General features: G+C 41.4%; 17 protein-coding genes. 9 read left to right on the plus strand and 8 right to left on the minus strand.

All coding sequences use genetic code 11. The features are described 5' to 3' along the window. Positions 1-156: 156 nt before the first annotated feature. Entirely contained in the window at positions 157-1458 is a 1302-nt protein-coding gene (locus V7K84_RS14560) for an AAA family ATPase (protein ID WP_334839039.1), read from the minus strand. A gap of 212 nt (positions 1459-1670) precedes the next feature. After that, positions 1671-2893 (minus strand): ISAzo13 family transposase gene (locus V7K84_RS14565; protein ID WP_334839081.1). Its coding sequence is split into 2 segments (ribosomal slippage): positions 1671-2413 and positions 2413-2893, totalling 1224 coding nucleotides; the frame shifts between segments, so codons are not numbered across the junction. 360 nt (positions 2894-3253) lie between these two features. Between V7K84_RS14565 and V7K84_RS14570 the strand changes: the two genes are divergently transcribed. Further along, positions 3254-3793, plus strand: coding sequence for a hypothetical protein (locus V7K84_RS14570; RefSeq protein ID WP_334839041.1), 540 nt, complete (start codon positions 3254-3256; stop codon positions 3791-3793). A gap of 41 nt (positions 3794-3834) precedes the next feature. Further along, complete coding sequence (locus V7K84_RS14575) at positions 3835-4440, plus strand: hypothetical protein (RefSeq protein ID WP_334839043.1); 606 nt, start codon at positions 3835-3837, stop codon at positions 4438-4440. Between the two features lie 16 nt (positions 4441-4456). On the opposite strand, the gene V7K84_RS14580 is transcribed toward V7K84_RS14575, so the two are convergent. Both V7K84_RS14580 and V7K84_RS14585 read right to left on the minus strand, forming a co-directional pair. Then, a complete protein-coding gene (locus tag V7K84_RS14580) occupies positions 4457-5482 on the minus strand; it encodes an ABC transporter permease (RefSeq protein WP_334839045.1) in 1026 nt (341 codons plus the stop codon). 149 nt (positions 5483-5631) lie between these two features. Next, positions 5632-7284, minus strand: coding sequence for an ABC transporter substrate-binding protein (locus V7K84_RS14585; protein ID WP_334839047.1), 1653 nt, complete (start codon positions 7282-7284; stop codon positions 5632-5634). Between the two features lie 534 nt (positions 7285-7818). On the opposite strand from V7K84_RS14585, the gene V7K84_RS14590 reads away from it, so the two are divergent. The 6 genes from V7K84_RS14590 (at position 7819) to V7K84_RS14615 (ending at position 12929) form a co-directional block, all read left to right on the plus strand. Next, positions 7819-8145 (plus strand): hypothetical protein, encoded by a 327-nt coding sequence (locus tag V7K84_RS14590; protein WP_289795423.1) that lies wholly within the window; start codon positions 7819-7821, stop codon positions 8143-8145. Positions 8146-8637: 492 nt separating this feature from the next. Further along, positions 8638-10167, plus strand: coding sequence for a photosystem II chlorophyll-binding protein CP47 (psbB, locus tag V7K84_RS14595; protein ID WP_334839049.1), 1530 nt, complete (start codon positions 8638-8640; stop codon positions 10165-10167). Positions 10168-10280: 113 nt separating this feature from the next. Continuing rightward, a complete protein-coding gene (locus V7K84_RS14600) occupies positions 10281-10388 on the plus strand; it encodes a photosystem II reaction center protein T (protein WP_084227385.1) in 108 nt (35 codons plus the stop codon). A gap of 294 nt (positions 10389-10682) precedes the next feature. Then, a complete protein-coding gene (locus V7K84_RS14605) occupies positions 10683-11816 on the plus strand; it encodes a S1 RNA-binding domain-containing protein (protein WP_334839051.1) in 1134 nt (377 codons plus the stop codon). A gap of 131 nt (positions 11817-11947) precedes the next feature. Then, positions 11948-12682, plus strand: a complete 735-nt coding sequence (locus V7K84_RS14610; protein ID WP_334839053.1) for an HAD family hydrolase — start codon at positions 11948-11950, stop codon at positions 12680-12682. A gap of 124 nt (positions 12683-12806) precedes the next feature. Then, the gene (locus tag V7K84_RS14615; protein ID WP_334839055.1) at positions 12807-12929 is read left to right on the plus strand and encodes a hypothetical protein; all 123 of its coding nucleotides are present in this window, start codon (positions 12807-12809) and stop codon (positions 12927-12929) included. 262 nt (positions 12930-13191) lie between these two features. On the opposite strand, the gene V7K84_RS14620 is transcribed toward V7K84_RS14615, so the two are convergent. Continuing rightward, a complete protein-coding gene (locus tag V7K84_RS14620; RefSeq protein WP_334839057.1) occupies positions 13192-13437 on the minus strand; it encodes a hypothetical protein in 246 nt (81 codons plus the stop codon). Between the two features lie 56 nt (positions 13438-13493). Between V7K84_RS14620 and V7K84_RS14625 the strand changes: the two genes are divergently transcribed. Further along, positions 13494-14606, plus strand: coding sequence for a sensor domain-containing diguanylate cyclase (locus V7K84_RS14625; protein ID WP_334839059.1), 1113 nt, complete (start codon positions 13494-13496; stop codon positions 14604-14606). Here V7K84_RS14625 and V7K84_RS14630 read toward each other — a convergent pair. The 3 genes from V7K84_RS14630 to V7K84_RS14640 all read right to left on the minus strand — a co-directional run bounded on the left by V7K84_RS14630 (position 14603) and on the right by V7K84_RS14640 (position 17240). After that, positions 14603-14821 carry a DUF4231 domain-containing protein gene (locus V7K84_RS14630; RefSeq protein ID WP_334839084.1) on the minus strand — a complete coding sequence of 73 codons (219 nt, stop codon included), beginning with the start codon at positions 14819-14821 and terminating at the stop codon, positions 14603-14605. The two genes, V7K84_RS14625 and V7K84_RS14630, sit on opposite strands and share 4 nt — an antisense overlap. Positions 14822-15003: 182 nt before the next feature. Beyond that, the gene (locus V7K84_RS14635; protein ID WP_334839061.1) at positions 15004-15750 is read right to left on the minus strand and encodes a hypothetical protein; all 747 of its coding nucleotides are present in this window, start codon (positions 15748-15750) and stop codon (positions 15004-15006) included. A 386-nt stretch (positions 15751-16136) separates the two neighbouring features. Further along, a complete protein-coding gene (locus V7K84_RS14640) occupies positions 16137-17240 on the minus strand; it encodes an AI-2E family transporter (protein ID WP_334839063.1) in 1104 nt (367 codons plus the stop codon). Positions 17241-17253: the final 13 nt, after the last annotated feature.

Consider the following 17253-nt stretch of genomic DNA (forward strand, 5'->3'; position numbering starts at 1 on the left):
ACTCTTAAATGATGGAGAGCTTATTATTAAATGGGGAAGAAAAATAAAAAACAAGGGAAATGCTGTTTGTGCAAATTAAAAGCACAACAGCTTAACAAATGCGAACACCGAAATAACAAATGCGAACACCGAAATAACAAATGCGATCGCTCTACTCTACTGTTGCAAAACCCAACGGCGGAACAGTTCTACCATAATCCGCCAGCTTCCCTGAATTTCCTCAACGACATCATGACGCTTCAGAGTATTCAGCGCTTCTTGTAAATCGGCGTCGTTCATACCTGTAGACTGAGCTAAGGCATCCAGACTTAGCCCTTCTGGGTGAGGTGCAAGCACTTGTACAATTGCTTGTTGACCCTCAGCACCCCGCGCCGCCTGACCCCAAACTCCATCAAAGTAGTAGCGTCCCCGCTTGAAAAACTCAGGATCATTGATAACTGCTTCCACATCTTGTACTGTGAAAACTGGGTCACGCGATCGCCCTTGCTCAAAAACAAAGTCATTGTAGCGGCGCACTAGCTGAAAACCCAGCAGTTGCACTAAATATGGTTGCCCGTGTGTCAAAGCATAAATTTCATCTAAAGCTTCCGGGATGTAGTCGAGGAGGAAGTCTTCATTACCTGGGTTAGCGAGAATTTGGCGAGTAGCTGCACGTTCTTGAAAGCTGACATGGATATTAATTAGGCTTCCAAAAAATGGATGAAAATAATCTGCTGTCATCTCTTCTAAAGTGTGCAGACCAGCAAAAGCAAAAGCGATTTTAGAACTCATTTGCACTAAACCGCGCAGAAAACCCATAAACTCGATAGGAATTTTGTTCGCTTCTATTAAATCTTCAATTTTCTCAAATTCATCTAAGGCGATGATTAACCCACCGTCTAGCTTTGCTTCAACCTGTTTCAAATAACGTTCAAAAGTCCGGTAGGGGAGATTAAGTAAATCAGCGTCAGCTGGTGGTGGAAGTTTTACAGTTTGAGAAATTTCATCACAAATTGCCATTAGTACTTCACCCACACCTTGGGGGCTATCTCCCAAACGTAGCAAGTTGACATAAGCTAGCTGTATTTGTGAGCCTAGACAGTTAGCAGCGTTAACCAGGATAGAAGTTTTGCCCATACGCCTGTGACCGTAGAGAACTACGGACTGGAGTTGATTACTCATTATCCAGAGTTCTTCTAATTGTCTGATGATATCTTCTCGCCCAACGAAGAGATTACCTTGAACGGGGTCGCCTACAACATAGGGATTAATCACAGGCTTGGTGATGGAAATCTCTCCCACTTCACCAGCGATTTGTAAAAGGCTTTCTTTCCAAGTTTGAGCGATATCTATGATTAACCCTTGCTCTGCTTGCGGCAAGGTGTCGGCTTGGTTTAGGATTTTTGTCAGTTCGCCTAATGCTCGATTGAGAGCTAAAGACCTGGCTGAACGTGAGACACTGCGATTAGGGACTTCCAAAGAATAAATTAATCAACAAAAACCAAGAATCCAATTTTAAACAATAATGATAATCATTTTAAGGGGAGAAAGCGGTTGCCGTCGGCAACCGCTTTCTCCCCCTCTTAAATATCCATGATTTGCTTTGCACTCTGTAGTAAATGTAAGGTGCATGATAATAATTAGTATTGACTATTTTTAGAAGTTCAAGCTTTTATAAAAATTGACTCCTGTTACGTTATTCCAGCATAGATATCAATAAACCACTTACCTAAATTGGGGAACTTTTCATGGGTAGAATTGGTGAGACGCTCGATTTGTAGTTCAATTTCATCCATAGCTTTTTTAGTAAGTTTAACTCCACTCTCGTAAGCTTGAGTTACTAACTTGACAACAGGATGCTTCCCTTTCCAGGTCATACTTTGAGCAAAGTTTAAAGCCGTCTCTAATTCATCTAGAATACTGCCATTCCAAGATTTTTCTAATATCCCCCATGTTCGTTCAATGGGATTATATTTGCTGTGATATGGAGGATAATAAGCTAAACGTATATTTAATTTGTGCTGATGAGCAAACTCAATTATACGTTTCATGAACTGGGTGCGCCGAGAATGATTCTCTCCACCATTATCTTGATTAATAAGAAGTGTTTTTATATCTGGAAATCGCCAACTCTCACTTTTCCAAAAATCAGCTAATACATCTACAATAAAATCACTCGTCACCTTTGATTCTGTAAAGTATAAAAACAGTTCATCTAGGTTTGGAAGAAAGATACCATAGGAAGTTAGGGTTGTTTTTGGGTCAAAATCGTGGTCTTTGGTTTTGATTGGAACTCGATTTCTACCTCCTCGGTCAAAGCCGCCAATATTGACACGAGCTTTGGCATCAAGACTTAAACGTAAAATGCTCTTATCATCCAAAGCCGATTGATTAAGTATTGCTAATTGCTCAAAGATTGCATCCGTTTCGGGGATTTTTTTTGAGGAAGTACTTTTGCTACCCGTTTAAGTCGATAACCTAAATAATTCAATTTGACGCGAATTGTTTCTTCGCAGGGTAACTGTTCATCACTGTAAGCAAATTTTTCAATTAATAGCTTTCTTACTTGGCTTGCAGTTAGTCGTGTGTACAGTCTTTGGCTTTTAAAACTTGGGTCAGTTTGACTCTGGGAATCCACCAACTTTTTAATATCTTCTAACAGACTTGGTAAATGTTCTTCTGCCTTATAACGCCCCTTCGCCGAATAATTATCTACACAAGTAATCCCACTACTTAATTCTTTAATTCCTTTACGGATAGTATTTCTATCCCATCGCAATTCTTTTTGAGCCAGTAGCTGCCCTCCGTAGCCTAACTCCATCACAATTTGTGCTTGAAAGCGCCGCCTTGCTGCTCCTTTGAGTTGGCTTGCTGTATCTAAGAACAATTTTTTGACTGAATCAGTTAATTCTATCAACACTCCAAACACCCAAAAATTTCCCTCCTAATTGAATTTACTACAAAAGGGGGAAGGAGAAGCAGCCGTCGACGGCTGCTTCTCCTTCCCCCTCCTCACAATGATTATCATTCTTGTATTTGGTGATTTTATTGCTTGGAAGTCCCTAACGCTTCTTTTGAGTCCATTAGGCGTAATTGAATTAGCAGAGTAAAGTCAAAATCAGCCAGTAGTGTAATACTTTACCCTACAAACCTACATTTGCCTACTTTCCCTTACAACAATTTAATCACTCAAACTCCCTACTAGCGCCTACCTATAGAGCCTGTGTCTCAAGTGATGATGGTGTTACAGCACAAAAGTTGAGGAGTTTGAAAAATGACATTTAGACAACAGCTTGCACTGGCTCTTATCGCTGCCACCGCCACCATAGCATCTGCCGGAGTACCTGCCATAATGGGACTTGGGAACAAATCTTCTCTAGAGTTACCCTCTGTCACCGCCACTTCTACAACGTGTGATAAAGTTACTGTGGCTAAAGTATGCGTTGATAATCTTACAGTGCAGTTTAATAGCAACGAACCTCAGCAAGTAAAAAATAGCGATCGCATACCTCTAAAAGCTGGAGATACTCTAAGATTATCAAATCTAACCTATTGCATACCATCTAAAGCTCCGGTCAATCGAGTAGAAGTAAAAGTTTATCTGTTTCCAAATGGAGTTGAGAGTTATAAAAATGGACTTTTCACTCTTAGTAACTTTCCGATTAATGCTGCTTGTCATAATATTGGTAATTTTCAACAAACTTGGACGCTTGAACCAGGACAGCACCGAGTTAGCATACCTATTATCAAATATATTGGCAGCAACAGAATTGTAGACAGTAATTTCTACTTTAACTTGGATGTTGGACGGTAATCTAAGTCTTCTATTTAAAAGCGAAAGAGAGTAATATTTTTATGGCTTACAGCGAGTTTAGTTTAGCTAAAGCAAAACAAGAGTTTAGTTTAAGCACATTAGAAAAACGCAATATCTTCGCTGGTGTTTCTGAATTAGCAGCGAGTAATTTACTTGTAGAAACACTTAACTATAACCTGGATATCGCTTTAGGCAGCAATAGTGAAAAAGCTCGTTCTGAGTTAATTATTGCTCCCATTTTAGTTGATTTACGCCGACAATTACACGAACAAATTAGTTTATTTTCTGGAGTAGATTTTACTGTTGATAATAGTAAAGGATTAAACGGCACTTGCGATTTTATTATTACTAAATCTCCAGAAATTCTAATTTTGACAGCACCAGTAATTACAGTTGTAGAAGCTAAAAAAGAAAATATTAATGGTGGTTTGGGTCAGTGTGCGGCGGAAATGGTAGCAGCCCAAATATTTAATAAGCAAGCTGTAACTGAGATTAAAACAATTTACGGTGCAGTTACAACGGGCAGTATTTGGCAATTCTTGAAACTAGAAGAACAAACATTGACTATTGATTTAAGCGAATATTATCTCAAAGATGTGAATAAAATTCTTGGGATTTTAGCCAATGGTATTTCTCAAGAAATTTAACAAAATGTCCAATAGCTTAATACCGAATTCGCGGATCTACATAAGCATTTAAAATATCAATCAAAATGCTTGCACTGACAACGATCGCACCAAAAAATACCAGCACTCCCTGGACTGTGGGATAATCGCGATCGGCGATCGCTTGATACAATCGATTAGCTAATCCAGGCCAAGAAAATGTCACCTCTGTCAAAATCGCTCCACCCAACAGAGACGCAAAGGTTAATCCCAAGACTGTAATCACTGGAATTAAAGCATTCTTTAAAGCGTGGGAGGCTAAAATCTTATTTTCACCAATACCTCTGGCTCTAGCAGCTTCTACATAATCGGCTTGCAACGTTTGTTTTAAATTCACTCGCACAATTCGCTCAAAAATTCCACTGAGCAAAATTCCTAGTGTGAGACTCGGTAAAGCCAGATGGTGCAAAGATGCGAAAAACTGGGTGAAATTTCCACCGAGTAAGCTATCAATTGTATACAATCCAGTCACAGTAGTGGGAGCAGGCAAATTGGGCGGAAAGCGGTTGGAATTAGGAAACCAACCCAATTGGACTGAGAAAATCAATTGCAAAAGCATTCCCGCCCAAAACATGGGAAGTGCGTAGGTGATGATACCAAATAAGCGCCCACCGACATCAAAATATGTCCCAGGACGGGAAGCCGAAAGAGTCCCAACCGCAATGCCGACGATGAGTGCAACCGCCATACTACATACTGCTAACTCCACTGTCGCCGGGAAATATTGCCCAATTATGTCCCAAACATTCTGTCCGCGACTCATTAAAGAGGTTCCCAAGTCAAAGCGCAGTATGCTTCCCAAATAATTTAGATACTGTAGCCACAACGGCAGGTTTAAACCGAGTTGTTTTCGCAATTCTTCTTTAGCTGCTTCTGGCGCACGTCCACCAAGAATTGCATCTGCTGGATCTCCTGGTGTTGCTCTTAGTAAGAGAAATACAATGGTGATAATCGTTAATAGCTGAAGTGGCGCAAGAAGCAACCGAGAAACAATGTAATACTGTAAAGCTTTAGAACGAGACATAAGTAATTTAAAGTTTAAGATTCAAAATGCAATATTGGGAACTACTTTAGTTATCAACTAAATATATATGAAACATGAAATTTTTATTGAATAGTCAAAAGTCAATGGTCAACAGTTATTACTAATGACCAATGACTAATGACCAATGACTACTTTTTAAGTGTCTGGTAAAGCAAAATTTGGGTAGGGTTAAGTTTCACGCCATTAACACCATTTCGGGCAAATACATAGTCCTTGTTTTGCCATAAGGGAACGTAAGGTACATCAGTAGTAACTTGCGTTTGAATTTCGTTAAAAATTTTCTGACGCGCTTCGGGATTTTGTTCTTTGCGTTGCCCATCAATCAATTTATTTATGGCTTCGTTATAGTAGAACGAACCCTGAGTTTGACTGCCTCCATCTTCGCATCCTTTAGCCACGGAACCTTTGTCACAAGATAAAAATGGCTGGACGTAATTATCTGGATCTAAAAAGTCTGGATACCAATCAAGTAAAGCTGCCGGATACAAACCCTTGGCAATGTCTTTAAAGAAGGCAGGTCCTTCCGCTTGGGTAACTTCAAATTGCAGTATTCCATCCATTTTGACATCCACAAGGGATTTGAGTGTCTGTGCTGCCAAACTACGAGTAGGTGAACTAGAAGGATACCAAACTTGCACTTTTGCAGGATTTTCTTTGGAGAAGCCAGCAGTAGTTAATAATTTTTTAGCTTGATCGAAGTTAGCATCACCATATTTATCTTTGAATAATGGCTGAGAAACTTTAAACGTCGTGGGAATCATGCTATAAAGCGGATCTGCCTGACCAAGTAAGACTCGCTCGTTTAAAAGTGGACGGTCAATTATGGATGCGATCGCTTGTCTTACCTCTAATTTATCTAAAGGCTTTTGATTCCGGTTTAATACCAGATAACTTACTACACTACCTTCAGCTGCGATCGCTTGCCAATCCCCTTTTTTCCCACCTTCTTCCAAACTCCGATTTTGATCTGGTTGTAGCGACAAATAAGCTACATCCACCGCGCCTGTACGAAAAGCATTAAACAAATTAACTGGACTAGTTTGAATTTGGAGATTAACACCCTTGTTAACTGGTTTTTCTCCCCAATATTTATCAAACACATCAAATCGGATGGAATCAGTACCATACTGCCCTAATTTGTAAGGCCCAGTTCCCACAAAAATATTCGGCTTGAATTTACCAGCGCCGACTTCGTAAGCTTTTGGTGAAACAGCACACACTCCAGGAAATGCCAGCAGTGAGGGAAAAGCTGCAAAGGACTTTTTCAGCTTGATTGTCAACTCATACTCGCTTGTCGGTTTTATCGAATCTACTACATCAGCTAGTAAGAATGAGGGTTTTCCTTTATTTTCAATAAAGCGCTGGATGGTAAAGGCCATTGCTTGAGCGTTGAAGGGAGTTCCATCGTGAAAAAGTACTCCCTGACGTAAGGGGATGGTATAAGTTAAGCCGTCTTGACTGACTTTGGGTAATGCTGTAGCTAATTGGGGTTTAATTTCGGTGCTTCCTGGTTCGTAGGTGTAGAGGCGATCGCTCATATTAAACACCAAACCTAAAGATGCTAACTCATAAGCATCAGCCGGATCGAGGGTTCTTGGCTTGGCTGTTGTACCGATCGTAATACGACCATCACCTGTAGGGGTATTTACAGAACCTGATGGCGGCGTCGTTGACTGCGGACGAGGAGCGCAACTAACAACCAAAAATAAACATAAACAGAACAAAGATAGGAATTGTGTAATCCGACCCCACTGTTTCACGAACAAGGAAAACCAGGTCATAGGAATAATATATTTGATCTCAGCGGTCAGCAATTTTACTACATTTGTGACTCTTATGCTGAATCTTCACAATTTATAGTGGTTTTTGTTGCAATAGAACCTCCGTAGCTATCTAAATCAAAAATTTGTGGCGGATACTCAACTTCATAATCAAGTTTATTGCTGTGATGCCTACGACGGGCTACACCTATTCACTATTTGGTTACAAAAAATCATTGATAAAATACAGAACTCGATATTTAAGATTTGTTAAGTATTGAAAAGTTTTTATGTAATTAAAATTTTCAACATTGGTTAAATTTGTCGTAAATTCATAGTTACTAGGAAAACAGGTCTTGTTAAGCTTTGACACTTAGCCCAAGTAATGTACGTTGAGATATTTACCTGTTGCTGCTTGAGAACAGACATCGATAAAGCGTTTTATCATCAAGATTGGCTGTATTCTCAAAAAGAAGTGTGTTTGAACATCAGCGACTAAAGCGATCGCGATATTGTTAACAGCAGATTGAAAGTCGAAATAGTGAGACTAAGACCGTGAAGTATTTCTTTCTATCTGAGGGATGGGCAGTTGCAAGAGTTTGGGCATCTGATGGACTCTGGCAAATAACTGCATGGCGACGCCAACCAGATATTCAGCGAATGAATATTTGTTTAGTCGAAGAAAATGAATTGCTCTGGCTTTATCGAGTTGAAGAAGCCGTTTTAACCGTAGAAGTGAAGCCAACAACACCAGTAATTGGCAGTCAGACCATCGGTCAAGTAGTACTCAAGCGTCTGATGAGCGCCGAACAGGTAATCGAACGCCTGGGTACAGCTGAGGCGAAGTGTCAATTGCAAAATATCCACTTGGTGGTTCAGTAGATAGTAGGTATGGGGAGCAAGGGAGCAGAGGTGCGGAGGGGCAGAGGGGATAACAACTTCTCTGCTCCCCTGCTCCCCTGCTCCCCTGCTCCCCTGCTCCCTTGCCCCCCACTCTCCACTCTCCACTCTCCACGTAAAGAAAAGATAAGCAAATTTCATCCCCAACGGGTATTGGTAGCGAAAAAACTTGGAGATGCTACGCGATCGCATCAATTTACACGCTTGCAAACAATTCCATCAATAGTTACACTTTTTAAAACATTCTCATTTTTGCTTGGCGATGGCTACCCTAACATAGGTAAACCTCCCGAAGCGAGTAAGCATTGCCAAAGCACCCACGCTGTCTGACTTATTAAGACTAGCTGTGGTGATACTCTGGCTCTGGCAATAACAAAAAACAAGAGAGAGTTTTATGAGTGGCGATTTTCGTCTCTCATAACCTCAGTAAGAAAATTGCTTTGTAAACTAACTCATCGAGGAGGAGCGTAGTCGATGGGACTACCCTGGTACCGAGTACATACAGTCGTTCTGAATGATCCAGGGCGACTGATTTCTGTACACCTAATGCACACAGCCTTAGTAGCAGGCTGGGCTGGTTCGATGGCACTCTACGAACTAGCTGTTTTTGATCCTAGCGATCCAGTTCTCAACCCGATGTGGCGTCAAGGGATGTTCGTCCTACCCTTTATGTCGCGTTTGGGCGTCACTCAATCTTGGGGTGGTTGGAACGTTACTGGTGGGCCATCAACCGATCCTGGCTTTTGGTCATTTGAAGGCGTTGCAGCAGCTCATATTGTTCTTTCCGGTCTGCTATTTTTAGCGGCCGTATGGCACTGGGTTTACTGGGATTTGGAACTTTTTAGAGATCCCCGCACTGGTGAACCGGCTCTTGACTTGCCAAAAATGTTTGGCATTCACCTGTTCTTATCTGGTCTACTTTGTTTTGGATTTGGTGCTTTTCACGTCACCGGACTATTTGGGCCGGGGATATGGGTTTCTGATGCTTATGGTGTAACTGGTGCGGCCCAGGCAGTAGCACCAGAATGGGGCCCAGATGGTTTTAACCCCTATAACCCTGGTGGCATTGCGGCTCACCATATTGCCGCTGGTGTTGTTGGTATTATTGCAGGCTTATTCCACCTGACAGTTAGACCCCCCGAACGGCTCTACAAAGCCCTACGGATGGGGAACATTGAAACAGTACTTTCTAGCAGTATTGCAGCAGTCTTCTTTGCTGCTTTCGTGGTTGCTGGTACTATGTGGTACGGTAACGCCGCCACTCCCATCGAATTGTTTGGTCCCACCCGCTATCAATGGGATCAAAACTACTTCCGTCAAGAAATTCAGCGTCGCGTCCAAACAAACGTTGCTGAAGGTGCAACCCTCGAGCAAGCTTGGTCGCAGATTCCTGAAAAATTGGCTTTCTACGATTATGTTGGTAATAGCCCCGCTAAAGGCGGTCTATTCCGTACAGGGCCGATGGTGAAGGGTGATGGCATTGCCCAATCTTGGCAAGGTCACGCCGTATTCAAAGATTCTGAAGGACGGGAATTGACTGTGCGTCGTCTCCCCAACTTCTTTGAAACCTTCCCAGTGATTTTGACTGATGCAGATGGAATTGTCCGCGCTGACATTCCCTTCCGTCGGGCAGAATCTAAATATAGCTTCGAGCAGTCTGGTGTCACCGTTAGTTTTTACGGTGGCAATCTGAATGGTCAGACCTTTACAGAGCCAGCTGATGTGAAGAAGTATGCCCGTAAGGCTCAAGGCGGTGAAATCTTTGAATTTGACCGGGAAACCTTGAACTCTGATGGTGTATTCCGCACCAGTCCTAGAGGTTGGTTTACCTTTGGACACGCCGTATTTGCTCTGCTGTTCTTCTTTGGTCATCTCTGGCATGGCGCTCGGACAATCTACCGAGACGTATTTGCTGGTGTTGACGCCGATCTAGAAGAGCAAGTTGAGTGGGGTCTATTCCAGAAAGTGGGTGACAAGTCAACCCGCCGGAAAGAAGCCCTTTAATTTCAGTGCTGAGTAAAGAAATGCTGAGTTCCGAGTAAAAGCTCTGAACTCAGCACTCACAACTCAGCACTCAGAACTTTAATTACTGGCTGGATAAAGAGGAAATCGTAATAATGGAAAGCGTTGCGTACATCTTGATTTTTACTCTGTGTATAGGTACTCTCTTCTTTGCGATCGCATTTCGCGAACCCCCTCGCTTTGAGAAACCAAAAGATAAGTAGATCCTATCCACAGACTTTGAAGCGGATTTAATCTTAATATCCGTTGCTACTAAGTATGGTCGCAACGGATATTATTGTGTTCGCCCTTTGTTGGTTTTCACTACTAAGTAAATGACAAATCATTTTTATATTGTGATATAATTTCCAATCTTGGGAGTAGATATGTGTTAATGCTAGCTTTTCTGCGCTAGGATGAAAAAGGATGTTTTGTGTAAGCTGCCATAGTACTGCTTACATAACGCATCGCGCCTGTCGCACCACCTTTACGGAGACTAGAACCAGGAACAAATCAGCATGGTCAATCAGAATTTAACCGCTACAGAAATTGGATTCACTCACGAAGATTTCGCTGCTCTACTTGACAAATACGATTATCATTTTAGCCCTGGTGATGTTGTCCCAGGAACAGTTTTCAGTATAGAGCCGCGCGGCGCTCTGATTGACATTGGTGCTAAAACCGCAGCATATATTCCTATACAAGAAATGTCTATTAACCGGGTGGATAGCCCGGAAGAAGTATTACAGTCAAACGAAACGCGCGAATTTTTCATCCTTACCGATGAAAACGAAGATGGCCAATTAACCCTTTCTATTCGCCGTATTGAATATATGCGGGCTTGGGAACGCGTACGGCAGTTGCAAGCAGAAGATGCTACTGTCCGTTCTGGCGTATTTGCAACCAATCGCGGTGGAGCATTGGTACGGATTGAAGGATTACGTGGTTTTATCCCAGGTTCTCACATCAGTACCCGGAAACCTAAAGAAGAATTGGTCGGCGAGGATCTGCCATTGAAATTCCTAGAGGTAGACGAGGAACGTAATCGCCTCGTTCTATCTCATCGTCGGGCGCTAGTTGAGCGCAAGATGAATCGCCTAGAAGTAGGTGAAGTAGTAATTGGTACTGTTCGTGGTATCAAACCATACGGTGCTTTCATCGACATTGGCGGCGTCAGCGGTCTACTGCATATTTCTGAGATTTCTCACGAACATATTGATACACCTCATAGCGTGTTCAATGTCAATGATGAAGTGAAAGTTATGATCATTGACTTGGATGCAGAAAGGGGTCGCATTTCTCTATCTACCAAGCAGCTAGAACCCGAACCCGGCGACATGATTAAAAACCGGGATTTGGTCTACGATAAAGCAGAAGAAATGGCTGCTAAGTATCGCGAACAGCTATTAGCCAAGCAGCAAGGTGCTACTGCTGCGGCTGCACCTGCGGAAGTTCTTGCAGACGAAGATATTCCATCAGCAACGGAAGTTGATGAAGATATTCCACCAGCAGCAGAACTTGAAGAAGATATTCCAGTAGTTGCGGCAATTGAAACAGAGATTCCAGCAGCGACGGAAACTGAAGAGGAAATTCCAGCAGCGACGGAAACTGAAGAGGAAATTCCACCAGTTCCAGCAGCCATTGAAGAGTAATAAATTTTTTATAGTTTTACTTGTCTTTAAGTAAGAGTATTAAATCATTTTATAAAGAGGGAAAAACCCTCTTTTTTTATGTGGAGAATCGCTGAAAGTGAAGAGTTGGGAGTAGTTAGAAGTTAAATATTATGGCAACCATTAAATGTAGAAATATCACTTTTGATAATATCCAGGCAATTTTGTTTGACAAAAACGGTACTCTAGAAGATTCAGAAACGTATTTGCGATCGCTAGCACAAAAGGCAACGAGGTTAATAGATGCTCAAATCCCTGGAACTGGGGAACCCCTATTAATGGCATTTGGCATCAATGGCAATCTTCTAGATCCCGCAGGTTTAATATCAGTAGCGAGTCGCCGCGAAACAGAAGTTGCGGCTGCGGCATATATTGCCGAAACAGGAAAAGGATGGTTTGAGTGCTTAAAAATAGCCCGTCAAGCTTTGGATGAAGCGGAAAAATACATTGGACAAACTCCTTCGCCACTGTTTGTAGGTAGCCTAGAAATTTTGAAATACCTGCGGGAGGGTGGACTAAAACTTGGCATCCTCTCAGCTGCGACAACTGAAGAAGTACGTAATTTTGTAGCCAATCACGAATTAAGTGATTATATCCAGTTAGAAATGGGCGTAGATGAAGGGCCCAGTAAACCAGATCCGGTGCTATTTTTGCAAGCGTGCCAAGCTTTGGGAGTTGAACCGAGCGCTACCTTGATGGTAGGTGATGCAGTTGGGGATATGCAAATGGCGCGTAATGCTAAAGCCGCAGGTTGTATTGGTATCACTTGGATAGGTAAGTCAGATCATGTCCGAGGTGCAGATGTGGTGATTAATAAACTTGATGAAATTCAGATTTTAGAGGATTAATTTAATCTAATTTTGATGAAGTCAAAAAACGGCAGTTGGGGCGTTTTCTGCGACATTAGTTTTTAGATGGCATAGAAATCATCTATGTCGCAATACACTTGGGTTAAGAAAAATTGTAGCTTGGGTGAAGCAAAGCGCAACCCAACAAAGCTATGAAAATGTTGGGTTTCGTTCCTCATCGGAGACGCTGCGCGAACAAGTCGGGAAACCGCAAGGGCGCAGTGGCTCCCCAACCTACACAACTTAAGATTTTTGGCGCTAACTGAACCGTATCGATCTATGTCGCAGAATTTTTGTGTCAAATCAATCAAGATATTCTAGTCTCCATCTATACCGGGAACAACGCGATTTTGTGAGGTGGTAAAAATTAGGGGTATAAATCACCTGTTTAATAGTGCGATCGCAGTGAAATAGCTGTTTTTATTGAGAATTAAACCCGATCTCACTTTTTCGCGTTGCTCCCATCTATACCTGAGAAAACCTTTTCTATTTTATTCGCAAAAATCACATTAATCTAACATATCGAGATAGTTTTGCAACCTTTCTTTAGATAGATCGTTAAAGAAATCCGTAATATCTCTAATAGAATAAAATGGGAAATTTTCTAGAATCAGGGTAAAGGCATTTAAATTCTGTAATCCATGCCCAGCAAGGGTTAAAAATTTAGTCCTAAAAATAAATAATGCTTGAAACTTTTGCCCAGTAAGCATTATAAAAATAAGATGCGTTTGCCTTGTTTTTGAGAATAAAGACATTGCAATCCGATGGCAGTCTCAACTAATTTTTGATCCTTTTTTATTGGTGGAAGCGCATGAATTTTCAAAGCTCTGCTTCACCTGTCATCATTTCTGATTCTAATGATGTCAAAGCTGAAATGTCGTATGTTCATGGGATAGAGCATTTAATTGAGGTTGTTCAAGCATTGTCACTAGCACGGACGCTAGAGCAAATTATGGAGATTGTGCGAAAATCTGCGCGTGAGTTGACTGGGGCAGATGGGGCTAGTTTTGTACTACGAGATGGAGATCAATGTTATTACGCAGATGAAGATGCGATCGCTCCTTTATGGAAAGGGCAACGCTTCCCGATGAGTATTTGCATTGGTGGGCATACAATGCGAAACCGTCAGCCCGTTGTGATTAGCGATATTTATGGAGATGAACGGATTCCATTTGCACCTTATCAATCAACTTTTGTAAAAAGCTTGGCAATGGTGCCGATCCGAGCGTGTAACCCCATCGGTGCAATTGGAACATATTGGGCAACGTTACATCAGCCAACGGAAGAAAAAGTAAAGCTATTACAGGCATTGGCAGACACAACGGCTGTCGCAATGGAAAACGTGCAAATTTATAATGAATTAGAACAAAGAGTCCACAATCGAACTGCTGCACTAGAAAAAGAAATAGAAGGGCATCAAAAAGTTGAGGCAGAAGTTAGGCGTTTATCTCTAACGGATGAATTAACCGGAGTGTACAATCGACGAGGTTTTTTTATATTTGCAGATCAGCAATTAAAACTAGCCCATCAGCTACAAAAGCCCTGTTGTCTCTTATTTATAGATATAGATGGATTGAAGCAAATCAATGATACGTTTGGACATGAAGTTGGAGATCGGGTAATAGTAGACGCCGCAGACTTGCTAAGTCAAACCTATCGAGATTCTGACATCGTTGCCCGATTAGGGGGTGATGAGTTTGTTGTATTCATTCCGAAATGTTCAGATCGTACGAATGCAATTAGTGTTCGCCTCCAAACTAACATTGATTTATTTAATCAGAATCAAGGTAGAAATTATCGTCTATCAATGAGTATTGGAGTTCAAGAGTGCGTTATCAATGAAGATGTTTCATTGGAAAAACTCATATTACAGGCAGATGAGTTGATGTACCAGCAAAAACGTGCCAAGCGAAGGAAGTTCTAGCAATAACAACAGTAGCTTTTAATCCTTGATAGTGTCGCCAGCGTTCTCCATAGTGAAAAGTGAAAAAACTCTTCAATGGCAGCACTAATACCAACTTTTTGGCTAAAACCAAAAGTTGACCAGATAATAATATCCCTATTGTTAGTTTTGAAATTAGTGTTAATATTTAGACTTACCAATGCCGGGAGAATTACACCACCAATAATAGTTGTTATCCGTAAAAAATAATGGCGATCGCGCGATAAATTCGCCTTATTTTCCATCCATAGTAGTTGTTATAACGAGCGCGATCGCAAAAAATGTTTTTGCACATCACCTAAGTTAATACCTGCAAATAACTTGTTAAAATCTTCTTTTAAAAATTCGTGATAACTATATTTTTTTGCAATTTTTACTCCTAATTAAAAAGTAACCCCTTAATTACTTTGCCTAAATTCTCAACTCCTTTCTCTATGTCAATTAAGTCGATGTATTGTAATGTACCAGATTTAGCTAGCTTTTTGGCTCGTTCATCAGTAGCCTTTCCATGCAAAGCATCTACAAGTATATCTGCGGTTCTACCACTACCAGCAATCACCAGAACTACTCTGCCACTATCAACGCTAAAAAAGGCATCCTTAAAGGTAATTTCACCACCGTTCAAGAGTATTGTCATTGAAGGTGCATCATTCGCCAGCATAGCTGCAACACAAGAGATCCAAGGAGACTCGTCGCCCCAATTCTTCCCAGGAACTAGTACAAAATGAGTATGGTTTGGCTCTAACGGTGTCAAGTCAGCAGCAATTTCCGAATGATTAGGTAAAGCCACTTTACTTTCGGGTGTCACACCAACCAAAGCAAACTTAGCACCTATTTGGGTACGAGCCGCACCCATCATTCGCATAATTCCTACATCTGTACCTCCATCCACGACATAAGCCCCTAAAGTTTCGGCAATGGGGGCTAAAACTTCCACAAACAACCGTTGAATTCGGAGACAGTCAGCTTCACTGATGTTATTTGCACCCCCCACTACTACTAAAACAGGACGCGAACCGCCAAGCCCTATTTCCTCAAGAGCATTTGGCAATTCTGCTTGCTGCTCAACTTGAGTAGCTAATGCTGTTTGCCCATTGTCAAAGGTAAGTTTTAAGTAACTTTTCATTTTTTTTAAATACTGACTGCTTAGGTTTTACAGCGTAGTGCTTCGCAGTCATTTTCGGCAAGTATTGTATTCCGTTTTCACCTGAAGGATAAGGAATTTTATGATGCTTTTGTAGGGGTTGATCGTTGATTAATGCGTTACCAGATTTCCTCTTATATGTAAATGTCGATGCCTGCTGTGGGAACAGAGCTTTGTCGTTTGCGTAGTATCTCGTAGAGAAGTGCAGACTACACTTACACTCAAGTTTTTTATGATTATTTTGCTTGCTGTAAAATTTTTGATGCACAAAGTAATAGCTTCTTGTTTGTTAGCATCATAAATTATGATTTTGCGCTTTATTTATGAACAAAATCGCCAGTTTTCAAGTTAATTTGAATGATTTGATTTTAACTATAAGTTCCTGCTCTATCACTTATTACCGTAACAGGTTCTGACTCTATATCCTCTATCTTATTAAACTCTCCAGCCCGCCAGCTATCTGTTGTATCCTTGATAAAACTGGCAATCGGGATCGCAACTAATAAACCCAGTACTCCTCCCAACTTTGCACCCAGCAATAAAGAAATCACCACCCACACAGGATTTAAGCCAGTCAAATTGCTGAGAATTCGAGGTGCAATAATATTAGAATTAATTTGATCGATCGCAACAGCTACACCTAAGACTTCCACCCCTAACCAAAAATTTTGTAGCGCTACCAACAAACTTACTATGGCGATACCTACCCCCGTACCAAAGGGGAAGAGTGAAAATAAGCCAATACCAATGCCAAAAAGTAAAGCTAGGGGAACTTGCAGCGCTAAAAACACTAGTGTAATTGTCACCCCTAACACAGCTCCTAATGTTGCTTGACCGATAAAGTAATTGTGGAAATCCTCTCGCAGTAATTCCCGTACTCTTAACCCAATATTAGGGGGAAACCACTGAAAAATTCCGTCCCAAAGACGTTCACCGTTCAATATTAGGTAGATAGTCAGTACTACCGCCAGCAGCACATTGAGGACAATACCAATGGTATCGACAGCAAAACCAAGAATTCTACCAGTGAAGGACTGAAGTTGGTTGGATAATCGTTCCAGAACTTGGGTAAATAAACCACTTAAATTAATCGGAAGTTGCTGTTGACTTAACGCCCAATCTTGAAAAGCTTGTAGCTGCTGAGTACCAGAATCAATCCAACTGGGCAAAATATTAGCCAGTTCAACAAGCTGTTGAATAATCAGGGGAACCAAGGTGATGCCTAAAGCTACTAAAACCACCAGAGTCAAAAGTAACACTCCCCCGATCGCTAAGTTCGGTTTCACCCCTTGTTCCTGGAGAAACTGGATTGGATAATTCAAGACAAAAGCCAGTAGGATGGCGGCGGCGATAATGCTAACTAAGGGTTGAAAATACTGTATAACCTGGAGCAATAGCCAGCCATTGAGAATGGCAATGGGAAATGCCAATCCTATAGTTAACCATCGCGGCAGTTTGTTTGCTGATTGCATTAGTGATGACCTC

The organism is Nostoc sp., from assembly GCF_036917315.1.
Lineage (GTDB): Bacteria > Cyanobacteriota > Cyanobacteriia > Cyanobacteriales > Nostocaceae > Nostoc.

Excerpts from the sequence above, each read along its gene's own strand:
- V7K84_RS14570 (WP_334839041.1), top strand. The coding sequence starts at position 3,254 with ATGACATTTAGACAACAGCTTGCACTGGCTCTTATCGCTGCCACCGCC.
- V7K84_RS14575 (WP_334839043.1), top strand. The coding sequence starts at position 3,835 with ATGGCTTACAGCGAGTTTAGTTTAGCTAAAGCAAAACAAGAGTTTAGT.
- V7K84_RS14580 (WP_334839045.1), bottom strand. The coding sequence starts at position 5,482 with ATGTCTCGTTCTAAAGCTTTACAGTATTACATTGTTTCTCGGTTGCTT.
- V7K84_RS14585 (WP_334839047.1), bottom strand. The coding sequence starts at position 7,284 with ATGACCTGGTTTTCCTTGTTCGTGAAACAGTGGGGTCGGATTACACAA.
- psbB (WP_334839049.1), top strand. The coding sequence starts at position 8,638 with ATGGGACTACCCTGGTACCGAGTACATACAGTCGTTCTGAATGATCCA.
- V7K84_RS14600 (WP_084227385.1), top strand. The coding sequence starts at position 10,281 with ATGGAAAGCGTTGCGTACATCTTGATTTTTACTCTGTGTATAGGTACT.
- V7K84_RS14605 (WP_334839051.1), top strand. The coding sequence starts at position 10,683 with ATGGTCAATCAGAATTTAACCGCTACAGAAATTGGATTCACTCACGAA.
- V7K84_RS14610 (WP_334839053.1), top strand. The coding sequence starts at position 11,948 with ATGGCAACCATTAAATGTAGAAATATCACTTTTGATAATATCCAGGCA.
- V7K84_RS14620 (WP_334839057.1), bottom strand. The coding sequence starts at position 13,437 with ATGTCTTTATTCTCAAAAACAAGGCAAACGCATCTTATTTTTATAATG.
- V7K84_RS14625 (WP_334839059.1), top strand. The coding sequence starts at position 13,494 with ATGAATTTTCAAAGCTCTGCTTCACCTGTCATCATTTCTGATTCTAAT.
- V7K84_RS14635 (WP_334839061.1), bottom strand. The coding sequence starts at position 15,750 with ATGAAAAGTTACTTAAAACTTACCTTTGACAATGGGCAAACAGCATTA.
- V7K84_RS14640 (WP_334839063.1), bottom strand. The coding sequence starts at position 17,240 with ATGCAATCAGCAAACAAACTGCCGCGATGGTTAACTATAGGATTGGCA.